Genomic DNA, 17,581 nt, shown 5'->3' with positions numbered 1-17,581 from the left:
GCAGGGCGGCGCTGCCGGGTCCGAGGTCATGACCGGCTCGACGACCGCAGCAGGATCGGAGAGCCCGGCATGATCGGCGGGGGAGGCCGCAGGCGGGCTCTCTGGTTCGCGATGTTCTGGATCGCCGTGGGCGTCGGCGCGTATGTGCTCGGCGTGCAGCTCGAACTCGGACAGCGCGCCGAGGACACGGCGCTCGACGCCGCGGAGTTCACGTACAGCCCGCCACCGCCGTTGAACCTGGTCTCGATTCCGGCAGTGGCGATCGCACTGGGCGTCGTCGCGGTGATCGCGCTGCTCTCGCACGGGATCCGGCGCGCGATCGTCGTCACGGTGATCCCCGTGCTCGCGATCGTCGCGTCGCAGCTGCTCAAGCAGGTGTGGCTGACTCGCCCGCAGCTCTTCGACCTCGACGTGCCGAACACGTTCCCGAGCGGACACATGACCGTGTTCACCGCGGTCACCGCCGCGCTCGTCTGGGCGGTTCCGACGCGGGCGCGCGGCATCGTCGCAGTGGGCGGCGCGGCGCTGCTCGCCGCGGTGGGCTGGCAGCTGCTCGCGTACGGATGGCATCGACCGAGCGATGTGCTGGGCGGGATCGCGCTCGGCACCGCGGCGTTCGCGCTCGCGTGCCTGATCCGCCCCGCGACCTCGCGGGGGAGCATCGCCCTAGGACGCACGGTGGCGGTGAGCCTGTTGGTGATCGGCTGGCTCATGGTCGCCGGAGCGCTCGTGCTCGGTGCGATTGCCGTATGGAACGAGAACGCCGTGACGCTCCTGACCGCGGGGGAGCTCGGCTGCATCGGAGCGACGACGCTCGCGTCTCGCGCGCTGCTGCTGCTCAGCGTGGGGAGAAGCTGACATAATGCGCAACATGCGCAGATCAGGTACTTTCCGTAGCACATCGTCGGCGCGCTACCAACTACGACTGGGGGGGAACCTACACAGCCGATAGATTAAGCGTTATGGAAGAAGACTCCTTCAGAGACCCCGACGTCCCAGGCAGTTCTAGCTCCGCGCCCAGAAAGCTTCTCTGGGGACTCAGTAACCAGGCGCGCATAAAGATCACGGCGTTTGGAATAGGTCTCTTGTTATTCGCTGTTGGTGGCATTTGGTTAGTTCACGACTTTTCTCAAAGACGAACAGTTCCCGATGTGCTGGGTCGAATGCCATCCGGCGCTATTCATATGCTCGAAGAAGTCGATCTCATCGCCTCCACGACGATTCCCCCTTCAGTGGGAGAGCTTCGTGAATTCAACCAGAACGTCGCAAAGCAGGTCCCTGCAGCAGGCGAGGCAGTGAGAGCTGGAGACGAAGTACAGATCATAGTAGGACCACGAAAAGTCGAAGTGCCAGATTTCGTTGGAGTGACGCTAATCGACGCCAAAGAACTGGCAGATCAGGGGGAGTTCGAGTTTGAAGACGGGCTAGAAGACAATGCCCCGGGATCCAGTTGGCCAATCTCAGCGCAAAGCATTCAGGCGGGCGAGATTTCTCCAGCCGGATCAGTAATAGAACTCGAATTCGATATTCCTGAAATCATCATGCCCGACGTCTCAGGACAGAAACTCCAGGACGCTGTAATAGCGCTTGAAACGATTGGGCTAAAAGCAGTCTCAGTGGGTGATGGTGATCACGTCATCTCCTCAGATATTGCAGCCGGCACAACGCTTGAGCCTTTTACTTCCATCTCGCTATCAACGGGATACGTCATGCCGGACGTCGTGGGAAAACCATTGAGGGAAGCAAGAGAAGCCCTCAAAAACTTCCCCAATACGTCTACGTCGACATCTTCAACATTTGAGGTTACCGCCCAAAGCATTCCCGCGGGCAGCATCATCCCAAAAGATACGGAGATTCTCCTAACGGTCCCAGGCCCTTCCACGACATATCGGATACTCGGAAATGGTTCTGTCTCGGCGGTTACATGGGCAGCTCCTGGGGCATTCAGCATTCAACAGGCAACAGGAGTCAGCCTCCCATGGGAAGTAACCTTTCCGACTGATACCGGAACCGCAGTCTTTAATGCGCAGCTCCAGGACGGCGACACCATTACCTGCCAGATTCTCCGGAACGGCAAGGTCGTCAGAGAACTGACATCGACGGGCGCCTTCGCATTCGTTCAGTGCGGATAATGCATCCGCAAAGCGAAAAACTCCTAGGTCACTACGACCGGGTCAGTGCCGTTTCCCGGTCGATTATCATGCACGAGGGCGCAAGCGCCCAGTGCATGATAATCGATATTATGTCAGTTTAAGGACTGCGCGCACCTCCCTCTCGCTCGCCCGCGCCGCATCCGCACGGCACCTCCCGTCTAACGACTCTTCCACACGCCCACCCACACATCCCCGCCCATAGCCGCTCCTCCCACTCAGACCCTCGCAGGCTCGGGCGCCAAGAACGACGCCACACGCACCGATCAGCCGTCAAACACAAGAAACCGGCGCATCGGCTGTGCTTCTGGGCAGATCTGCGCCGCTGGACGGCTCGCTGCTTCACGGACCCTGGTTGAATAGGTGACAACCGTGTCTCACTCGTCGACGACGGGTCTCGTCACTGACGGAGCTCGCCCCCGACGGGTCTCGTCCAGGGAGTTCCTTGCATCCACAGCCTCCGCCCGAGCCAGCTCAGTCGGAGCCAGCTCAGTCCGAGCCAGCCCCGTCCGAGCCAGCTCCGCCCGAGCCCGCTCCGCCCGAGCCAGCTCCGTCCGAACCCGCTCCGTCCGAGCCCGCTCCGGCGATCCCGCATCGAACGCAGTCGCCGCACCCCGAGGCGCGAGCGCTCGCCCCCGATCTCGCCCGCGGCTGGATGCTGCTGCTCATCGCGGTCGCAAACGTCTCCGCATATCTCTGGGGGCACGACATCCCGCCCTACACGACGCACCCGACAGAAGGGTCACCGGTGGACCGCGCCCTCTCGGCGCTGACCATCCTCTTCGTCGACGCGAGGGTCTACCCCATGTTCGCGTTCCTCTTCGGATACGGAATGGTGCAGTTCGCGCGCTCGCGCGAGGCACGTGGAGTGTCGCAGTCCGCGGTGCGGGGCATGCTCTGGCGGCGCCACTGGTGGCTCCTTGCGTTCGGCTTCGCGCACGCGATGCTGCTGTTCGGGGGCGACATCCTCGGTGCGTACGGTCTGACCGGCCTTGTGCTCACCGCCACGCTGTTCCGGCACTCGGATCGCGTGCTGCGGTTCGCGGTCTGGACGATGCTGATCCTCTTCGCCTTCGGCGCCGCCGCGATGCTGGGCTTCGCACTGCTGATAGCCGCCGCGGCGCCCGAAATCACTCAGGCGATCTTCACCGACGACACGCTCGGCACGAACGCGGACATGCTGAGCGGCATCGCGGGATACGGGTGGGCGCTGCTCGCGCGGCTCGGCCTCTGGTTCGTGGCGACGCCGACGACCGTGCTCTCCCTGCTCGTGCCCGCGTGCGTGCTGCTCGGCTGGATCGCCGGGCGCCACCGCTGGCTGGAGGGCGCGGCGTCGCGCGTCGGCCTCGGCGCCGTCGCCGCTTGGGGCATCCTCATCAGCGCACTCCTCGCAGCACCGATGGCACTGCTCTACCTCGGCCTGCTTCCGGCTCTCGAGCCCATCGCCTGGGCGCTCGCGTTGCTCGACCAGCTCGCGGGCGTGGCGGGCGGCATCGGCTACGCCGCGCTCTTCGGTCTGATCGGGATACGCCTGCAGCCCGGGAGAAACAGCGCTCGGCCGAAGCCCGGCCCCGGCGCGGTGACGCGCGCGGTCTCGGCACTGGGAAGGCGCTCACTGAGCGGGTACCTGCTGCAGTCGATGGTCTTCGCTCCCCTGCTGTCGGCCTGGGGGTTCGGGATCGGCGCCCGGATCAACACGACGGCCGCGTTCGGGATCGCCCTCGGCGTGTGGCTCCTGACGCTCGTGACGGCGGTGATCCTCGATCGCCGCGACGCGCGCGGCCCGGCCGAGGCGCTGCTGCGTCGACTCACCTATTCCCACCTCGACTCGGTACGATGAGAAGCGCTCTCCCGCGCCTGGCGCGCGAAGCGGGCCCGACCGATTCCGACTGGAGCGAACGATGTACGTGAAGATCTGCGGCCTCCGCGACGCGAGCACCGCGGCCCACGCCATCGACGCCGGAGCCGATGCGGTGGGCGTAGTCATGAGCCCGCAGAGCCCTCGCCACGCGACGTTCGCGGAGGCCACTGATGTCGTCTCGGCGGCGCGTTCTGCGGATCGCCGCGTCGACGCGGCCCTCGTCGTCAACCGCATGCCCGCCCGCGAGGCGGCGGAGACCGCTCTCGGGCTGGGTTTCGATGTGCTGCAGCTGCACGGCGCCTACACCGCGGACGACTTCGCGGCAGCCCGCAAGATCCTCCCCCGCCTCTGGCGAGCCACTTCCCTCGCCCAGCACCCCGCCCTTCGCGCCGGCGCCTTCGGCGAGGAGCGCTTGCTCGTCGACGGCGCTTCTCCCGGTTCCGGCCGGCCGTGGGACCTCTCACTGATCGACGGCGCCGTGCTCGGCGACGCCTGGTTGCTGGCCGGCGGTCTGAACCCCGAGAACGTCGCCGCCGCGATCTCGGCGACCCGCCCCGCGGGGGTCGACGTCTCGAGCGGGGTCGAGCGCGCTCCCGGAGAGAAGGATCCCGACCTGATCACGCGTTTCATCCGGGCGGCACGCTCGTGAGGCGGCACCGGCAGGAATCCGGGGCCGACCGCGCGCAGCATCCCGGCCGCGCGCAGCGCCCCGACGACACGGCGATGGACCAGGCGGATCCGGCGCTCCCCGAGCCCGAGCGGATCGACTTCCAGCTCGACTCGCGCGAGCTCCATCTCTTCCGATGGTCTCGGCCCGGAGCACCCCGCGTGCTGCTCGTGCACGGCATCGGCATGGGCCATAGCGTGTACGACAGGTTCCTCTCCGAGATCCAGACCGAGTGCGAGGCGATCGCGATCGACCTCCCGGGGTTCGCCGACTGCCCCGAACCGGCCGATCCCCTGACGATGCCGCAGACCGCCGACCTCGTGGCCGCGGCCCTTCGCTCGCTCGGAATCGGCTCGCTGGTCGCCGTCGGGCACTCCATGGGCGCGCAGGTGGTCTCCGAGCTCGCCGCTCGCCACCCGGATCTCGTGCGGCGCGTCGTGCTCATCGCTCCGTCGGTGAATCCGGCCGAGCGCACCGCCCTGATGCAGGGGTACCGCATGATCCAGGACCTCGCCGAGGGTGAGCCGCTCTCGGTACTGAGGAAGGCCACGAAGACCTACCTTCAGGCCGGCCCCGTCTGGTTCTTGCGCAAGTTGCGGCAGATGCTCGCGCATCGCCTCGAGCACTGCCTGCCCCGGGTCTCGCAACCGGCGCTCGTGATACAAGGCACCCGCGACCACGTGTCCCCGCGAGGCTGGGCCGTGCGCATCACCGGGCTCCTCCCCGACGCCGAGATGCGGCAGATTCAGGATCGCGGGCACGAGGCCCTCATCAGCTCCGGGCAGCCCGTTGCGCGTCACGTGCTCGAATGGATCGGCGCCGATGAGGCTCCCCGCTCCCCCGGCGCTGACTCCTCCGACTCCCCCGGCGCTGACTCCTCCGGCTCCGCAGCAACGGCTCGCCCGGCTCTCGCGGCGGAGGAACTTGCGTCTGGTATTTCTCACGCAGACGCTGTAACCTAAACGTTATCTTTTGCCGCGGCAGTGCGGCGATCCGCGAACCCCACGAAAGACCGAATGACCGACGCCAACGATCTCAGCGAGTCCCGCGCCTCCGCCGCTTCCGGCTACCCGTCACGCAGGTCGCTCCGAGAGCAGCAGCGACCCGAACCGCAGGCCGTGCATTCGCAGTCCGAACACCCCGCAGCACCCTCGGCCCCCTCGGTGCCGATGACCCCCACCGGCTCGGTGCGGCTCCCTTTCATCGAGCACGATCCGACAGCGCATCCCGATCCGGCCGCCGGTGAGACGTCGAAGCCGGCGAAGGTTCCGTTCCGCCGCCGTCTCGCGGCCGCGGCCGCCGCGGCGAGCGTCGGAGGCCTGGTGCTCACCGTCGCCCTGCCGCTCTTCGCCCCGACCGGCGCCGGCACGGCGAGCGAAGCGAGCGCGGCCGGCGGTGTCGTCGCGGCGCAGGAACTCTTCTCGGAGGTATCGCTCGACGAGCTGCCGACGTCCTTCACCGAGATCGACGGCGCCGTCTCCGAGCTCGAGGCGCGTGCCGAATACGTCTTCCACCCGGAGGCGCTCGTCAACTACCCGTTCGCCTCGAGCGTCACGCTCACCGACGGCTTCGGCTACCGCACCGCCCCCGTGGAGCAGTTCCACGACGCACAGGACTTCGCGGCCCCCGCGGGCACGCCGATCCAGGTGATCGCCGACGGCGAGGTGCTCGAAGCGGGCTTCGCGAGCGACGGCTGCGGCTTCGGCCTCAAGGTCGAGCACGAGATCGACGGGCAGACGGTGACGAGCCGCTACTGCCACATGCAGAACGATTCGCACTCCTACCAGGTGGGCGACATCGTCAAGATGGGCGACCAGGCCGGCAAGGTGGGCAACACCGGCATGTCCTTCGGCCCGCACCTCCATCTGGCGCTCCGCATCGACGACGAGCCGGTGGACCCGATGCCCTTCCTCTCGAAGTACACGCGCATGGAGCGCAACGCCGCCCCGTCGACCGCCGCATCAACGACCGACGCACCGTCGACCGCCACACCCGCGGCTCCCTGAGCAGTCCCGCCTGGGCGGTGCCACGTCCTTCGCACGACGGGTTCGGGCGCGCCGCCACGGCCCCGGACGACCCGCCCTCCGGTTCGTCTCAGGCGTCGGCGAACCCGGAGGTGGCATCGACCCACTCGGCCAGCTTCGCAGCCGCTCGCCCCGAGTCGATGGCATCTGCCGCCACACTCAGCTTCTCCCCGAGCCGTTCGAGCAGCGCGCGCTCCGCCGACTCCGGCCGCTCCGCCAGCTCGTAGGCCACGAGCCCCGCAGCGGCGTTGAGCAGTACGATGTCGCGCACCGGCCCCCGCTCCCCCGCGAGCACCCGGTGTACGGTCTCCGCGTTCTCATCGGGAGTGCCGCCGAGCAGATCCTCGATCGAGGCGCGCGGAATCCCCAGATCGCGAGGATCGATGTCGTGCTCCGTCATGCCGCCGCGGTTCACCTCCCACAGCCGGGAGTGCCCCGTCGTGGTGAGCTCGTCGAGCCCGTCGTCGCCGCGGAACACCAGCGCCGAGGCACCGCGGATCCGGAAGACGCCCGCGATCAGCGGCGCTGCAGCGGGATCGGCGACGCCCACGGCCGAGGCTTCCGGACGCACCGGGTTGCACAGCGGCCCGAGGAAATTGAAGACGGTGGGGATCCCCAGTTCCGAGCGCACGGAGGCGACGTGGCGGAACCCTGGCAGGAAACGCGCCGCGTGCACGAAGGCGATACCCGCCCGGGCGAACACCTCTGCGAGCTGATCCGCATCGAGCGACAGGCCGATCCCGAGCGATGTCAGCACGTCCGAGGATCCCGACTTGCTGCTCGCGGCCTTATTGCCGTGCTTCACGACCGGCGCCCCGGCGGCGGCGGCCGTGATGGATGCCATGGTCGACACGTTCACCGTGCCGAAGCGGTCTCCCCCCGTTCCGACGATGTCGAGCGACATGGCGGGAAGCGAGATCGGGGCCGACTCCGCGAGGATCGCGTCGCGGAAGCCGACGATCTCGTCCACCGTCGCTCCCTTCGACCGCAGCGCGACGAGGAACGCCCCCATCTGGGCGCCGCTGGCCTCGCCGGTCATGAAGCGCGCCATCGCCCACTCCGCTTGCGAGACGCTGAGGTCGTCTCCCTCGAGGAGCGTCGTGAGCACGGTGGGCCAACTGCGTTCGTCGATCATGCGCCAATCCTATCGATCGAAGCGACGCCGGTCCCCCGCACGTCGACCCGAAAACCCCAGCAGGAAACCGGTATTCATCTGATGAGAGAAGGGTCCGTGGTGCACATCCGACCCCTCTCAACACGGTAGGCTGATCGGGAAACTCGCAGAAAGTTCGGCGCGCCGGGTCCGAGTGAAAACGCACACCAAACTTTCAGCCATAATGGAGGGGTGACAACGACCACTATGAATACCAAGTCAGCCGTGCCCTCGGTGAAGCGACCGAATATCGTCGCCGTGGGCACGATCGTATGGCTCGGCAGCGAGGTCATGTTCTTCGCGGGCCTCTTCGCCATCTACTTCACGCTGCGCGCGATGAACCCCGAGTTGTGGGCCGAGAAGACCGCGCTGCACAACTTCCCGTTCGCGCTGGTCAACACGATCATCCTGGTCGCCTCCTCCTTCACGGCCCAGGCGGGCGTGTTCGCAGCCGAGCGCATGCAGCCGCGCGCGACGGGCGCCAGCCCGGCGAAGTGGGGCACGGTCGAGTGGTTCTTCCTCACCTTCTTCATGGGCGCGGTCTTCGTCTCCGGGCAGGTCTGGGAGTACGCGACCTTCGTCTCCGAGGGCATCACCCTCAGCTCGGACCCCTACGGTTCGGCCTTCTACATGACCACGGGCTTCCACGGCATCCACGTGGCCCTCGGCCTCGTCGCGTTCCTGCTGGTCATCGGCCGCATCTACGCCGTCAAGAACTTCACGCACAAGGAGGAGACCACCGCGGTCGTCGTGTCCTACTACTGGCACTTCGTCGACATCGTGTGGATCATCCTCTTCATCGTCATCTACGTCCTCAAGTAGGGGTCAGGAGTAATCGAGAACATGGCTCGCGCCAAGAAAAACGTTCGCAAGTCCGGCCGACGGCACCCGCTTGCCACCGCCGCTCTCGTTGCGGTCGGCCTCCTCGTGACCGGAGCCGCCTACACCGGCTTCAGCCAGACCTCCGCCACCGCCGAGATCGACCTCGAGTCCCCCGCCACCATCGAAGCGGGCGAGAAGCTGTTCGGCGCCAACTGCGCCACCTGCCACGGCGCCAATGCGCAGGGCACCGATGACGGCCCTTCGCTCATCGGCGCCGGTGCGGCCGCGGTCAATTTCCAGGTCGGCACCGGGCGCATGCCGCTCGCCTTCCAGGGTCCCCAGGGCATGGTCAAGCCCCAGCAGTTCACCGAGGAGCAGACCCTGCAGATGGCCGCCTACGTGGCATCGCTCGCCCCGGGGCCGGCGCTGCCCGACAGCCGCTACATCCAGGCCGACAGCGACGACGAGGGCATCGCCCGCGGCGGCCAGCTGTTCAAGATCAACTGCGCCATGTGCCACAACGTCGCCGCAGCCGGCGGCGCCCTCACTCAGGGCAAGTTCGCCCCGAAGCTGACGGGCGTCCCCGCCACCCACATCTACGAGGCCATGGTCACGGGCCCGCAGAACATGCCCGTCTTCAACGATGCGAACATCACTCCGCAGGAGAAGGCCGACATCATCTCGTTCCTCAAGTACACCGAGGAGCAGCCCGCGGTCGGAGGCCTCACCCTGGGATCGATCGGACCGGTGGCGGAAGGCCTCTTCATCTGGGTGATCGGCCTCGGCGCGATCGTCGGCCTCACCGTCTGGGTCACCGCGAAGTCGAACTGATCCGACGGCGCACAAAGAGTTCATGAGTCAGGAGTCAAGGAGCAACATGGCAGAGGAAGCGAAGAACAACGGCGGCGCAGACGCCGTTGTCGCCGCCCAGGGCCACAGCTCGGCCGAAGCTGCGGCAGGCACCGCGGTCATCGCGGCCGATGCTGTGCAGAATCCGGGCCTTCCCCCGCACCGGAAGCGCGTCACGGATCTCGATCCCAAGAGGGAGAAGCGCGCTGAGCGCACCGTCTACACGCTCTTCTACATCTCGATCGCGGGCAGCCTCGGCGCGGTCCTCGCCTACATGTTCTTCCCGATCGAAACGGGCGACATGATGGCGATTCGACTGCACACCATGTTCGTCGGTCTCGGCATGGCGCTCGCGCTCCTCGCCGTCGGCGTCGGTGCCGTCCACTGGGGCAAGGCCATCATGGCCGACCACGAGTCGATCGATGTGCGCCACCCGGTGCCCAGCGACGAAGAGACCCGTGCGGCCTCGGCCGAGGTGTTCAAGCTCGCCGACGAGGAGTCCGGGTTCTCCCGCCGCTCCCTCGTCCGCAACAGTCTCATCGGCGCGCTCATCGCGTTCCCCCTCCCCGGCATCACGCTGCTCCGCAGCCTCGCCCCGCAGGATCGCGACCCCGTGCAGCTCCTGAAGCACACCATGTGGGACAAGGGCGTCCGTCTCGCCCGCGACCCCTCCGGCGTTCCGATCAAGGCCAGCGAGGTCACGATCGGTTCGGCATTCCACGTGATTCCCGAGACTCTGAACCACGAGGACTTCCACAACCTCAGCCTCGACGAGCGCGGAGGCAGCGAGAACCTGCTCGACGCCAAGGCGAAGGCCATCGTGCTGCTGATGCGTCTCGATCAGTCGGAGCTCAAGGAGCTCCCCGAGCGCGAGGACTGGTCCTACAACGGGATCGTCGCCTACTCGAAGGTCTGCACGCACGTGGGTTGCCCCGTTGCGCTGTACGAGCAGCACACCCACCATCTCCTCTGCCCCTGCCACCAGTCGCAGTTCGATGTCTCGGAGCACGCGAAGGTCGTCTTCGGCCCCGCCAAGCGTCCGCTGCCCCAGCTGCCCATCACCGTGGACGACGAGGGCTACCTCGTCGCGCAGAGCGATTTCCATGAACCTGTCGGCCCGAGCTTCTGGGAGCGCCTCAAGTGAGCAGCACCGTAACCGAATCCCCCGCTTCGAACGGGCAGGCGCAGAGCGGTTCGAGCCGCTTCACCGCTGCCGCAGCGAACTACATCGACGAGCGCACCAAGATCGGCGTCGCCGTCAAGGAGTTCGGCCGTAAGGTCTTCCCCGACCACTGGTCGTTCCTGCTCGGCGAGGTTGCGCTGTACAGCTTCGTCGTGATCCTGCTGTCGGGCACCTTCCTGACCCTGTTCTTCCAGGCCTCCATGGTCGAGACGCACTACACCGGTCCCTACGTGCCGATGAAGGGCCTTGAGATGTCGGTCGCCATGGCGTCGACCCTCGATATCTCGTTCTCGGTGCGCGGCGGTCTGCTCATGCGTCACGTGCACCACTGGGCCGCGCTGCTGTTCGTCGCCTCCATCGGCCTGCACATGCTGCGCATCTTCTTCACGGGTGCGTTCCGCAAGCCGCGCGAGCTCAACTGGCTCATCGGCTTCGTGCTCTTCGTGCTCGCGATGGCCGAGGGCTTCACGGGATACTCGCTCCCCGATGACGTGCTCTCGGGCAACGGCCTCCGCATCATCGACGGCATCATCAAGGCGATTCCGGTGATCGGCACCTACCTGTCGTACTTCTTCTTCGGAGGCGAATTCCCGGGCACCGACATCGTCGGCCGCCTGTACATGCTGCACATCATGGTGCTGCCCGCACTCGTGATCCTCTTCGTGGCACTGCACCTCGCATTCGTGGTCATCCACAAGCACACGCAGTACCCCGGGCCGGGCAAGACCCAGCAGAACGTTGTTGGGTTCCCCGTGCTCCCCGTGTACGCGGCGAAGGCCGGCGGCTTCTTCTTCATCGTCTTCGGCATGATCGTGCTGATCGCCTCCTTCGTCGGCATCAACCCAATCTGGAACTACGGCCCCTACGATCCCTCGCCGGTTTCCGCCGGTACCCAGCCCGACTGGTACATCGGCTTCGCCGACGGCATGCTGCGTCTGGTCCCGCCGGGGCTCGAGACCGAGTGGTTCGGCTTCACCTGGTCGTGGAACATGCTGCTGCCGCTCATCATCATCGGCATCTTCCTGGTGCTGGTGGCCATCTACCCCTTCATCGAGTCCTGGGTGACCGGCGACAAGCGCGAGCACCACATCCTCGACCGTCCCCGCAACGCCCCCACCCGCACCGCCATCGGCGCCGCCGGCGTCGTCTTCTACGCGGTGATGTGGGCGGGCGCGAGCTCGGACCTCATGGCCACGCACTTCCAGCTCTCCATGGAGGGTGTGATCCACGCGCTGCAGGCGCTGCTGATCCTCGGTCCGATCTTCGCCTACTTCGTGACCAAGCGCATCTGCCTCGGTCTGCAGAAGAAGGACCGCGCGATCGCGCTGCACGGCTACGAGTCGGGACGCATCGTGCGTCTCCCCGGCGGCGAGTTCATCGAGGTGCACAAGCCGCTCAACGAGTACGAGCGCTGGGAGCTGGTCAGCTACCACGACTACGCGCCGCTCATGCTCCGCCCCGACGATGACGGCCGCATCCCGTTCTCGAAGCGTCTTCGAGCCGGCTTCAGCCGCTGGTTCTTCGAGGACCGGATCGTGCCGCCCTCGCAGGGCGAGATCGAGAAGGGCCACCACGAGGGCCACTGACCCTCTCCCGGCGTGTGAGGCCCCGCAGGTTCATTCCTGCGGGGCCTCACGCGTTTTTGCATGCCCTCGCCCGCGCGCCCGCACCTTCTTCAGTGAGTGCTTGCCTCACCCGCGCGCCCACGCCCTCTACGGCGCATGCCTGCGCCGTCTGCCTGTCTGCGCATGCCTCTTCGAGCTGCGCCGCTATGAGCTGCTAGCCTTCGGGAGATGAGTCACGACCAGGATCAGGATCAGGATCACGAGCTCGAAGAGCACCGCGTCGAGGCGGCGTACTCGGAGCGCGCCGCAGAGTACACCAGCCTGCTCGGCAGCGTCGCGGCGATGAACCCGCTCGATCGGACGCGCATCACGTCGTGGGCTTGCGCAATCGATGGGCCCGTGCTGGATCTCGGGTGCGGCCCGGGCCATTGGACGGCTCACCTGGCCCGCCACGGCGTCCCCGTCTCGGGAGTGGACCTCACCCCCGAGTTCGTGCGCATCGCGCGAGACCGCTTCCCCCACGTCACGTTCTCGATCGGCGACGCCTCGTCCCTCGACGCGGAGGACGGCTCGCTGGCGGGCGTGCTCGCCTGGTACTCGCTGATCCATACCGATCCTCGAGAACTCCCCCGGCAGCTGAGCGAGGCGGCCCGGGTGCTCGAGCCCGGCGGGCAAATCCTCATCGGTTTCTTTGACGGGAACGCCGACGAGGCCTTCGAGCACGCGGTGACGACCGCCTACTTCCACTCGATCGAGCAGATCTGCGCACTGCTCGAGGAGGCCGGCCTCGAAGCGATCGATTCGGAGCAGCGGCGGGCCCCCGACGCCCGTCCTCACGCATCGGTGCTCGCGATCAAGCGCTGAAGAGCCCGGTCAGAAACTTCCAGGTGCCGCGGAGCCGCTCGCACCGGCAGCGCTACCGCTCGAGGGGTCCGAGAGCAGTACGCGTGCACCATCGGCGAGCAGGCGATCGAAGCTCGACTCCCCCAGTTCCTCGCGCAGCTCGCGCAGGGCAGGTCGTAGCACGTCTCCCATCTCGGGTGCAGAGGCCGCACCGACTGCCTGGTAGACGAAGCGCAGAGCGCTCTCTGAGACGCTTTCAGCATCCTCCGCGACCAGTGAGACGCGGAGCCTGTCGAAGCACGCGAGAAACAGCGCCTGCTTCGTCTCGAAGTTGGCGTAGACGTGCGGCTGGGGCACACCCGCGCGGGCCGCGATGGAACTCGTCGATGCGGCGTGATAGCCGAAGAGGCCGAACTCGATGAGTCCGGCCTCCAACAGGCGTTCCCGGTTCTCTCCGGGACGTCGCCGTGCGCGACGCTGTGCGGTGCTCACCCGAGGTCGAGGACCTTGCGGTAGTGCTCGCCGACGGGCTCGAAGTCGCGATGGTTGTAGAACGACCCGATGCGCGCGGTCGACGCCGAGAGCTGGCGCACGCCGCGACCCATGCAGTAGTGCTCGTTGGCCTGCATGAGCCGATCCCCCACGCCGTGGCCGCGGGAGCCCTCGTCCACGACGATCTCCTGCAGGTGCGCCGTGAGGCCCGGTGCGTGCAGCAGACGTGAGACGGTCATGAGCGAGTAGCCGACGACCCGCCCCTCGAGCTCCGCGACGAAGAGCACATTGGTCTCCTGGTCGCGGTGCCGCAGCACGTTGTCGAAGGCAACGAGGAACTCGTCGCGGCCGATCGGCTCGCGCCCGGTGGTGAACTGGCGGGCCAGAGCGAAGACGGACTGCCCGTCCTCGCTCCGGCCGCGGCGGATGATGATACTCAAGCGAATGCCTCTATCGCGCGAAGTTGCCGCGGTAGTACTCGTACACCCAGCCGACGATGCCGACGATCACGAGCGGCAGCGTCAGGAAGGAGAGCCAGAAGTTGAAGCCGACGCACATGCCGAGCACCACCATCGACGCGCCGAAGGCGAGGAACAGCGGCCACCAGCTCCAGGGGCTGAACTCGCCGAGCTCCGGGTCGCCGTCGTCGATGTCGGCCTCGAGGCGATCCTCGATGAGCACGCCGCCCTGCTTCCTCTTGACGAGTCCCAGGTAGAAGGCGATGAAGCCGGTGAGACCGCCTGAGAGCAGGATGGTCGTCGAGCCGGCCCACTCGATGTAGCCGTGAGCGATCAGATTCCACACCGTGTACACCGAGGCCAGGAGCAGGAAGTACGCGGTCAGCAGCCAGAAGATGAAGATATTGGATTTCATGGTTCAGTATCTCCTCGACGTCACTTCTTCTCGGCGAGCGCGGGCTCGCGGACCGGCTGCTCGACACCGCTGATCTCGGGGTGGTTGAGATCGAAGGCCGGCGACTCCGAGCGGATGCGCGGGATCGACGTGAAGTTGTGTCGGGGCGGCGGGCAGGACGTGGCCCACTCGAGCGAGCGGCCGTAGCCCCAGGGGTCGTTCACCGTGACCTTGGGAGCGCGGCGGGCGGTGACGTACACGTTCAGGAGGAACGGGATCATCGAGGCGCCGAGCACCATCGCACCGATGGTCGACAGCTGGTTGCCCCAGGTGATGCCGTCGGCGGGCAGGTAGGTCGCGTAGCGGCGGGGCATCGCCATGACGCCGAGCCAGTGCTGCACGAGGAACGTCATGTGGAAGCCGATGAACAGCACCCAGAAGTGGATCTTGCCGAGCCGCTCGTCGAGCATGCGGCCGGTCCACTTCGGCCACCAGAAGTAGAATCCGGCGAACATCGCGAACACCACGGTGCCGAACACGACGTAGTGGAAGTGCGCCACCACGAAATAGGTGTCCGAGAGGTGGAAGTCGAGCGCCGGCGACGCGAGGATCACACCGGTGAGACCGCCGAAGACGAAGGTGACCAGGAAGCCGAGCGACCACAGCATCGGCGTCTCGAAGGTGATCGACCCCCGCCACATGGTGCCAATCCAGTTGAAGATCTTCACGCCCGTGGGGACGGCGATGAGCATCGTCATCAGCGCGAAGAACGGCAGCAGCACGGAGCCGGTGACGTACATGTGGTGCGCCCACACGGTCATCGAGAGGGCCGCGATGGCGATGGTCGCGTAGATGAGGGTCTTGTAGCCGAAGATCGGCTTGCGGCTGAACACCGGGAACACCTCGGAGACGATGCCGAAGAACGGGAGCGCGATGACGTAGACCTCGGGGTGCCCGAAGAACCAGAACAGGTGCTGCCAGAGGATGGCCCCGCCCTCGCCGTTGTAGATGTGGGCGCCGAAGATACGGTCGGCCGCGAGACCGAACATCGCGGCGGCGAGCACCGGGAAGACCAGCAGGATCAGGATCGAGGTGATGAGCGTGTTCCAGGTGAACACCGACATGCGCCACATGGTCATACCGGGGGCGCGCATCGTGATGATCGTCGTGATGAAGTTCACGCCGCCCATGATGGTGCCGAAGCCGCTGATGCCCAGACCGAGCACCCAGAGGTTACCTCCCACACCCGGCGAATACGTCATCTCCGAGAGCGGGGCGTATGCGAACCAGCCGAACGACGCGGCGCCCTGCGGGGTGAGGAAGCCGCCGACCGCGATGAGCGAGCCGAAGGTGTAGAGCCAGAACGCGAAGGCGTTGAGTCGCGGGAACGCGACGTCCGGTGCACCGATCTGGAGCGGCATCATGACGTTCGCGAACCCCGCGAAGAGCGGGGTGGCGAACATCAGGAGCATGATCGTGCCGTGCATCGTGAACAGCTGGTTGTACTGCTCCTTGGTACCGATGATCTCGAGGCCCGGCGCGAACAGCTGCGCGCGGATCAGGAGAGCCATCAGGCCGCCGATCAGGAACCACACGAAGGAGCTGATCAGGTACATGTACCCGATCACCTTGTGGTCCGTGGACGTCAGCCACGAGACAATGACGTTGCCCTTCTTCATGTTTCTGTTTCCCTCAGTTAGTCGTTCTGCGCCTTCGCGCGATCGTTGTCGATGGGCAGACGCTCCTGGTTCGCGTTGAACTCGGCGGTCACCTGACCGGTGTTGCCGGCGTCGCGCAGCGACTCGATGTAGGCGTCGTACTCGTCCTGCTCGACGACGCGGACCTCGAAGAGCATCATCGAGTGGTACTCGCCGCAGAGCTCGGCGCACTTGCCCATGAAGGTGCCGGTCTTCGTCGGAGTGAAGCTCATGTAGTTGGTCTGCCCCGGGATCATGTCCTTCTTGTAGAGGAACTCGACCACCCAGAACGAGTGGATGACGTCGCGGGTCTCGAGACGGATCTCGGTGGTCTTGTCGACGGGGAGGTAGAGCACCGGCATGGTGTCTTCGTCGGGGTTGCCGTCGGCGTCGGTCTGCACCTGGACGCCCTGGAAGTAGACGTCGTCATCAACGTAGTTGAAGTCCCAGGCCCAGCGCTTGCCGATGACCTCGACCGTGTTGTCGGGGTTGTCGACCCTGGTCTCGATCTTGCTCTGCTCCTGCGCGGTGAAGGCGAAGAAGCCCAGCACCAGGATGACCGGGACGACCGTGAAGAAGGTCTCGATCGGCATGTTGTAGCGGAGCTGCACGGGCAGGCCGGTCTGGCCCTTGCGACGCCGGTAGGCGATGGTGGCCCAGATGATCAGGCCCCACGTGACGACGCCGACGGCGAGCAGCACGATCCAGGAGGTGACCCACAGGCCGGTGATGCCGTCCGTGTGGTTAGTGGCTCCCTCGGAGCCCTCGGGCAGGAAGCCCCGCTGCTGCTCGGGGGTGCAGCCGGCGAGCAGCAGCGCTGCCGAGAGCGCCACCGGGGCCGCGACCCATTTCATTCGACGATTGGAACGCACCGCATACCTTTCGAACTGTTTTCTCGCCGGCTCGGATGGCGGGCGAAGCTGATGACTCCCTGATAGCTTAGCGCGATCCTGAGCATTCCCCGAACCGACACCGGGTGTCGCGAACTCTCGATGCCCGACGCGTTTCAGCTGAAGCTGTCGCCGCAGGCGCAGCTGCCCTGAGCGTTCGGATTGTCGATGGTAAACCCCTGCTTCTGAATGGTGTCCTCGAAGTCGATGGTCGCCCCGTTGAGGTACGGAATGCTCATCGCATCGACGACGACCTCGACCCCGTCGAAGCTCACCACGGCGTCGTTCTCCAGCTCCCGCTCATCGAAGAACAGCTGGTAGATCAGACCCGAGCAGCCGCCCGGCTGCACCGCGATGCGCAGACGGAGGTCGTCGCGCCCCTCCTGCGCCAGCAGGCTGCGCACCTTCTCCTGCGCAGCCTGGCTGAGTGCGACTCCGTGCGCGCGCTCAGCCGCCGCGGTCTCCGCGGCGATCGTCTCAGTGCTCATGCGTAAACTCCTCGCTCGCTCGTGAACCGTATCCCCTCGATTCTA

At 66.3% G+C, this 17,581-nt stretch carries 18 protein-coding genes; 11 read left to right on the top strand and 7 right to left on the bottom strand.

What is annotated here, in order from left to right; all coding sequences use genetic code 11:
* Window positions 1-69 precede the first annotated feature (69 nt).
* The 6 genes from KVY00_RS00575 to KVY00_RS00550 all read left to right on the top strand — a co-directional run bounded on the left by KVY00_RS00575 (window position 70) and on the right by KVY00_RS00550 (window position 6,684).
* A complete protein-coding gene (locus tag KVY00_RS00575) occupies window positions 70-858 on the top strand; it encodes a phosphatase PAP2 family protein (protein WP_223043841.1) in 789 nt (262 codons plus the stop codon).
* A gap of 104 nt (window positions 859-962) precedes the next feature.
* A complete protein-coding gene (locus tag KVY00_RS00570) occupies window positions 963-2,132 on the top strand; it encodes an MmpS family transport accessory protein (protein ID WP_223043840.1) in 1,170 nt (389 codons plus the stop codon).
* A 673-nt stretch (window positions 2,133-2,805) separates the two neighbouring features.
* Entirely contained in the window at window positions 2,806-3,990 is a 1,185-nt protein-coding gene (locus tag KVY00_RS00565; RefSeq protein ID WP_223043839.1) for a DUF418 domain-containing protein, read from the top strand.
* A gap of 61 nt (window positions 3,991-4,051) precedes the next feature.
* Complete coding sequence (locus tag KVY00_RS00560; RefSeq protein ID WP_223043838.1) at window positions 4,052-4,660, top strand: phosphoribosylanthranilate isomerase; 609 nt, start codon at window positions 4,052-4,054, stop codon at window positions 4,658-4,660.
* Window positions 4,657-5,640 carry an alpha/beta fold hydrolase gene (locus tag KVY00_RS00555; RefSeq protein WP_223043837.1) on the top strand — a complete coding sequence of 328 codons (984 nt, stop codon included), beginning with the start codon at window positions 4,657-4,659 and terminating at the stop codon, window positions 5,638-5,640. The genes KVY00_RS00560 and KVY00_RS00555 overlap by 4 nt, the downstream gene beginning before the upstream one ends.
* Window positions 5,641-5,694: 54 nt before the next feature.
* Entirely contained in the window at window positions 5,695-6,684 is a 990-nt protein-coding gene (locus tag KVY00_RS00550; RefSeq protein ID WP_255572696.1) for a M23 family metallopeptidase, read from the top strand.
* Between the two features lie 88 nt (window positions 6,685-6,772).
* On the opposite strand, the gene trpD is transcribed toward KVY00_RS00550, so the two are convergent.
* Entirely contained in the window at window positions 6,773-7,837 is a 1,065-nt protein-coding gene (trpD, locus tag KVY00_RS00545; RefSeq protein WP_223043836.1) for an anthranilate phosphoribosyltransferase, read from the bottom strand.
* A 225-nt stretch (window positions 7,838-8,062) separates the two neighbouring features.
* Between trpD and ctaE the strand changes: the two genes are divergently transcribed.
* The 5 genes from ctaE (at window position 8,063) to KVY00_RS00520 (ending at window position 13,138) form a co-directional block, all read left to right on the top strand.
* The gene (ctaE, locus tag KVY00_RS00540; protein WP_223043835.1) at window positions 8,063-8,677 is read left to right on the top strand and encodes an aa3-type cytochrome oxidase subunit III; all 615 of its coding nucleotides are present in this window, start codon (window positions 8,063-8,065) and stop codon (window positions 8,675-8,677) included.
* Window positions 8,678-8,698: 21 nt separating this feature from the next.
* Window positions 8,699-9,508, top strand: a complete 810-nt coding sequence (qcrC, locus tag KVY00_RS00535; RefSeq protein WP_223043834.1) for a cytochrome bc1 complex diheme cytochrome c subunit — start codon at window positions 8,699-8,701, stop codon at window positions 9,506-9,508.
* A gap of 46 nt (window positions 9,509-9,554) precedes the next feature.
* Entirely contained in the window at window positions 9,555-10,670 is a 1,116-nt protein-coding gene (gene qcrA, locus KVY00_RS00530; protein WP_223043833.1) for a cytochrome bc1 complex Rieske iron-sulfur subunit, read from the top strand.
* Window positions 10,667-12,295, top strand: a complete 1,629-nt coding sequence (qcrB, locus tag KVY00_RS00525; protein WP_223043832.1) for a cytochrome bc1 complex cytochrome b subunit — start codon at window positions 10,667-10,669, stop codon at window positions 12,293-12,295. Before qcrA ends, qcrB begins: the two co-directional genes overlap by 4 nt.
* A 207-nt stretch (window positions 12,296-12,502) precedes the next feature.
* The gene (locus KVY00_RS00520; RefSeq protein WP_223043831.1) at window positions 12,503-13,138 is read left to right on the top strand and encodes a class I SAM-dependent methyltransferase; all 636 of its coding nucleotides are present in this window, start codon (window positions 12,503-12,505) and stop codon (window positions 13,136-13,138) included.
* A 9-nt stretch (window positions 13,139-13,147) separates the two neighbouring features.
* Here the strand turns inward: KVY00_RS00520 and KVY00_RS00515 are convergent, their stop codons facing one another.
* The 6 genes from KVY00_RS00515 to erpA form a co-directional block, all read right to left on the bottom strand.
* Window positions 13,148-13,609 (bottom strand): TetR/AcrR family transcriptional regulator, encoded by a 462-nt coding sequence (locus KVY00_RS00515; RefSeq protein WP_223043830.1) that lies wholly within the window; start codon window positions 13,607-13,609, stop codon window positions 13,148-13,150.
* Window positions 13,606-14,049 carry a GNAT family N-acetyltransferase gene (locus KVY00_RS00510; protein WP_223043829.1) on the bottom strand — a complete coding sequence of 148 codons (444 nt, stop codon included), beginning with the start codon at window positions 14,047-14,049 and terminating at the stop codon, window positions 13,606-13,608. The genes KVY00_RS00515 and KVY00_RS00510 overlap by 4 nt, the downstream gene beginning before the upstream one ends.
* A gap of 10 nt (window positions 14,050-14,059) precedes the next feature.
* Window positions 14,060-14,482, bottom strand: coding sequence for a cytochrome c oxidase subunit 4 (locus KVY00_RS00505; protein ID WP_223043828.1), 423 nt, complete (start codon window positions 14,480-14,482; stop codon window positions 14,060-14,062).
* 20 nt (window positions 14,483-14,502) lie between these two features.
* Complete coding sequence (gene ctaD, locus KVY00_RS00500) at window positions 14,503-16,140, bottom strand: aa3-type cytochrome oxidase subunit I (protein ID WP_223043827.1); 1,638 nt, start codon at window positions 16,138-16,140, stop codon at window positions 14,503-14,505.
* Between the two features lie 17 nt (window positions 16,141-16,157).
* Window positions 16,158-17,012: an aa3-type cytochrome oxidase subunit II gene (ctaC, locus tag KVY00_RS00495; RefSeq protein ID WP_223043826.1), complete on the bottom strand. Its 855-nt coding sequence runs from the start codon at window positions 17,010-17,012 to the stop codon at window positions 16,158-16,160.
* 152 nt (window positions 17,013-17,164) lie between these two features.
* Window positions 17,165-17,536, bottom strand: a complete 372-nt coding sequence (gene erpA / locus KVY00_RS00490; protein ID WP_223043825.1) for an iron-sulfur cluster insertion protein ErpA — start codon at window positions 17,534-17,536, stop codon at window positions 17,165-17,167.
* Window positions 17,537-17,581 lie beyond the last annotated feature (45 nt).

This window comes from Leucobacter tenebrionis, assembly GCF_019884725.1.
Taxonomy (GTDB): domain Bacteria; phylum Actinomycetota; class Actinomycetes; order Actinomycetales; family Microbacteriaceae; genus Leucobacter; species Leucobacter tenebrionis.
The sequence above is the reverse complement of the archived record's forward strand: the minus strand, read 5'-3'. Positions and strand labels throughout refer to the sequence as shown.

What these genes read in the sequence shown, in the direction of transcription:
- qcrA (WP_223043833.1), top strand. Translation starts at nt 9,555, where the DNA reads ATGGCAGAGGAAGCGAAGAACAACGGCGGCGCAGACGCCGTTGTCGCC.
- ctaC (WP_223043826.1), bottom strand. Translation starts at nt 17,012, where the DNA reads ATGAAATGGGTCGCGGCCCCGGTGGCGCTCTCGGCAGCGCTGCTGCTC.
- KVY00_RS00550 (WP_255572696.1), top strand. Translation starts at nt 5,695, where the DNA reads ATGACCGACGCCAACGATCTCAGCGAGTCCCGCGCCTCCGCCGCTTCC.
- erpA (WP_223043825.1), bottom strand. Translation starts at nt 17,536, where the DNA reads ATGAGCACTGAGACGATCGCCGCGGAGACCGCGGCGGCTGAGCGCGCG.
- ctaD (WP_223043827.1), bottom strand. Translation starts at nt 16,140, where the DNA reads ATGAAGAAGGGCAACGTCATTGTCTCGTGGCTGACGTCCACGGACCAC.
- KVY00_RS00560 (WP_223043838.1), top strand. Translation starts at nt 4,052, where the DNA reads ATGTACGTGAAGATCTGCGGCCTCCGCGACGCGAGCACCGCGGCCCAC.
- trpD (WP_223043836.1), bottom strand. Translation starts at nt 7,837, where the DNA reads ATGATCGACGAACGCAGTTGGCCCACCGTGCTCACGACGCTCCTCGAG.
- KVY00_RS00565 (WP_223043839.1), top strand. Translation starts at nt 2,806, where the DNA reads ATGCTGCTGCTCATCGCGGTCGCAAACGTCTCCGCATATCTCTGGGGG.
- qcrC (WP_223043834.1), top strand. Translation starts at nt 8,699, where the DNA reads ATGGCTCGCGCCAAGAAAAACGTTCGCAAGTCCGGCCGACGGCACCCG.
- KVY00_RS00570 (WP_223043840.1), top strand. Translation starts at nt 963, where the DNA reads ATGGAAGAAGACTCCTTCAGAGACCCCGACGTCCCAGGCAGTTCTAGC.
- KVY00_RS00520 (WP_223043831.1), top strand. Translation starts at nt 12,503, where the DNA reads ATGAGTCACGACCAGGATCAGGATCAGGATCACGAGCTCGAAGAGCAC.
- ctaE (WP_223043835.1), top strand. Translation starts at nt 8,063, where the DNA reads ATGAATACCAAGTCAGCCGTGCCCTCGGTGAAGCGACCGAATATCGTC.
- KVY00_RS00505 (WP_223043828.1), bottom strand. Translation starts at nt 14,482, where the DNA reads ATGAAATCCAATATCTTCATCTTCTGGCTGCTGACCGCGTACTTCCTG.
- KVY00_RS00575 (WP_223043841.1), top strand. Translation starts at nt 70, where the DNA reads ATGATCGGCGGGGGAGGCCGCAGGCGGGCTCTCTGGTTCGCGATGTTC.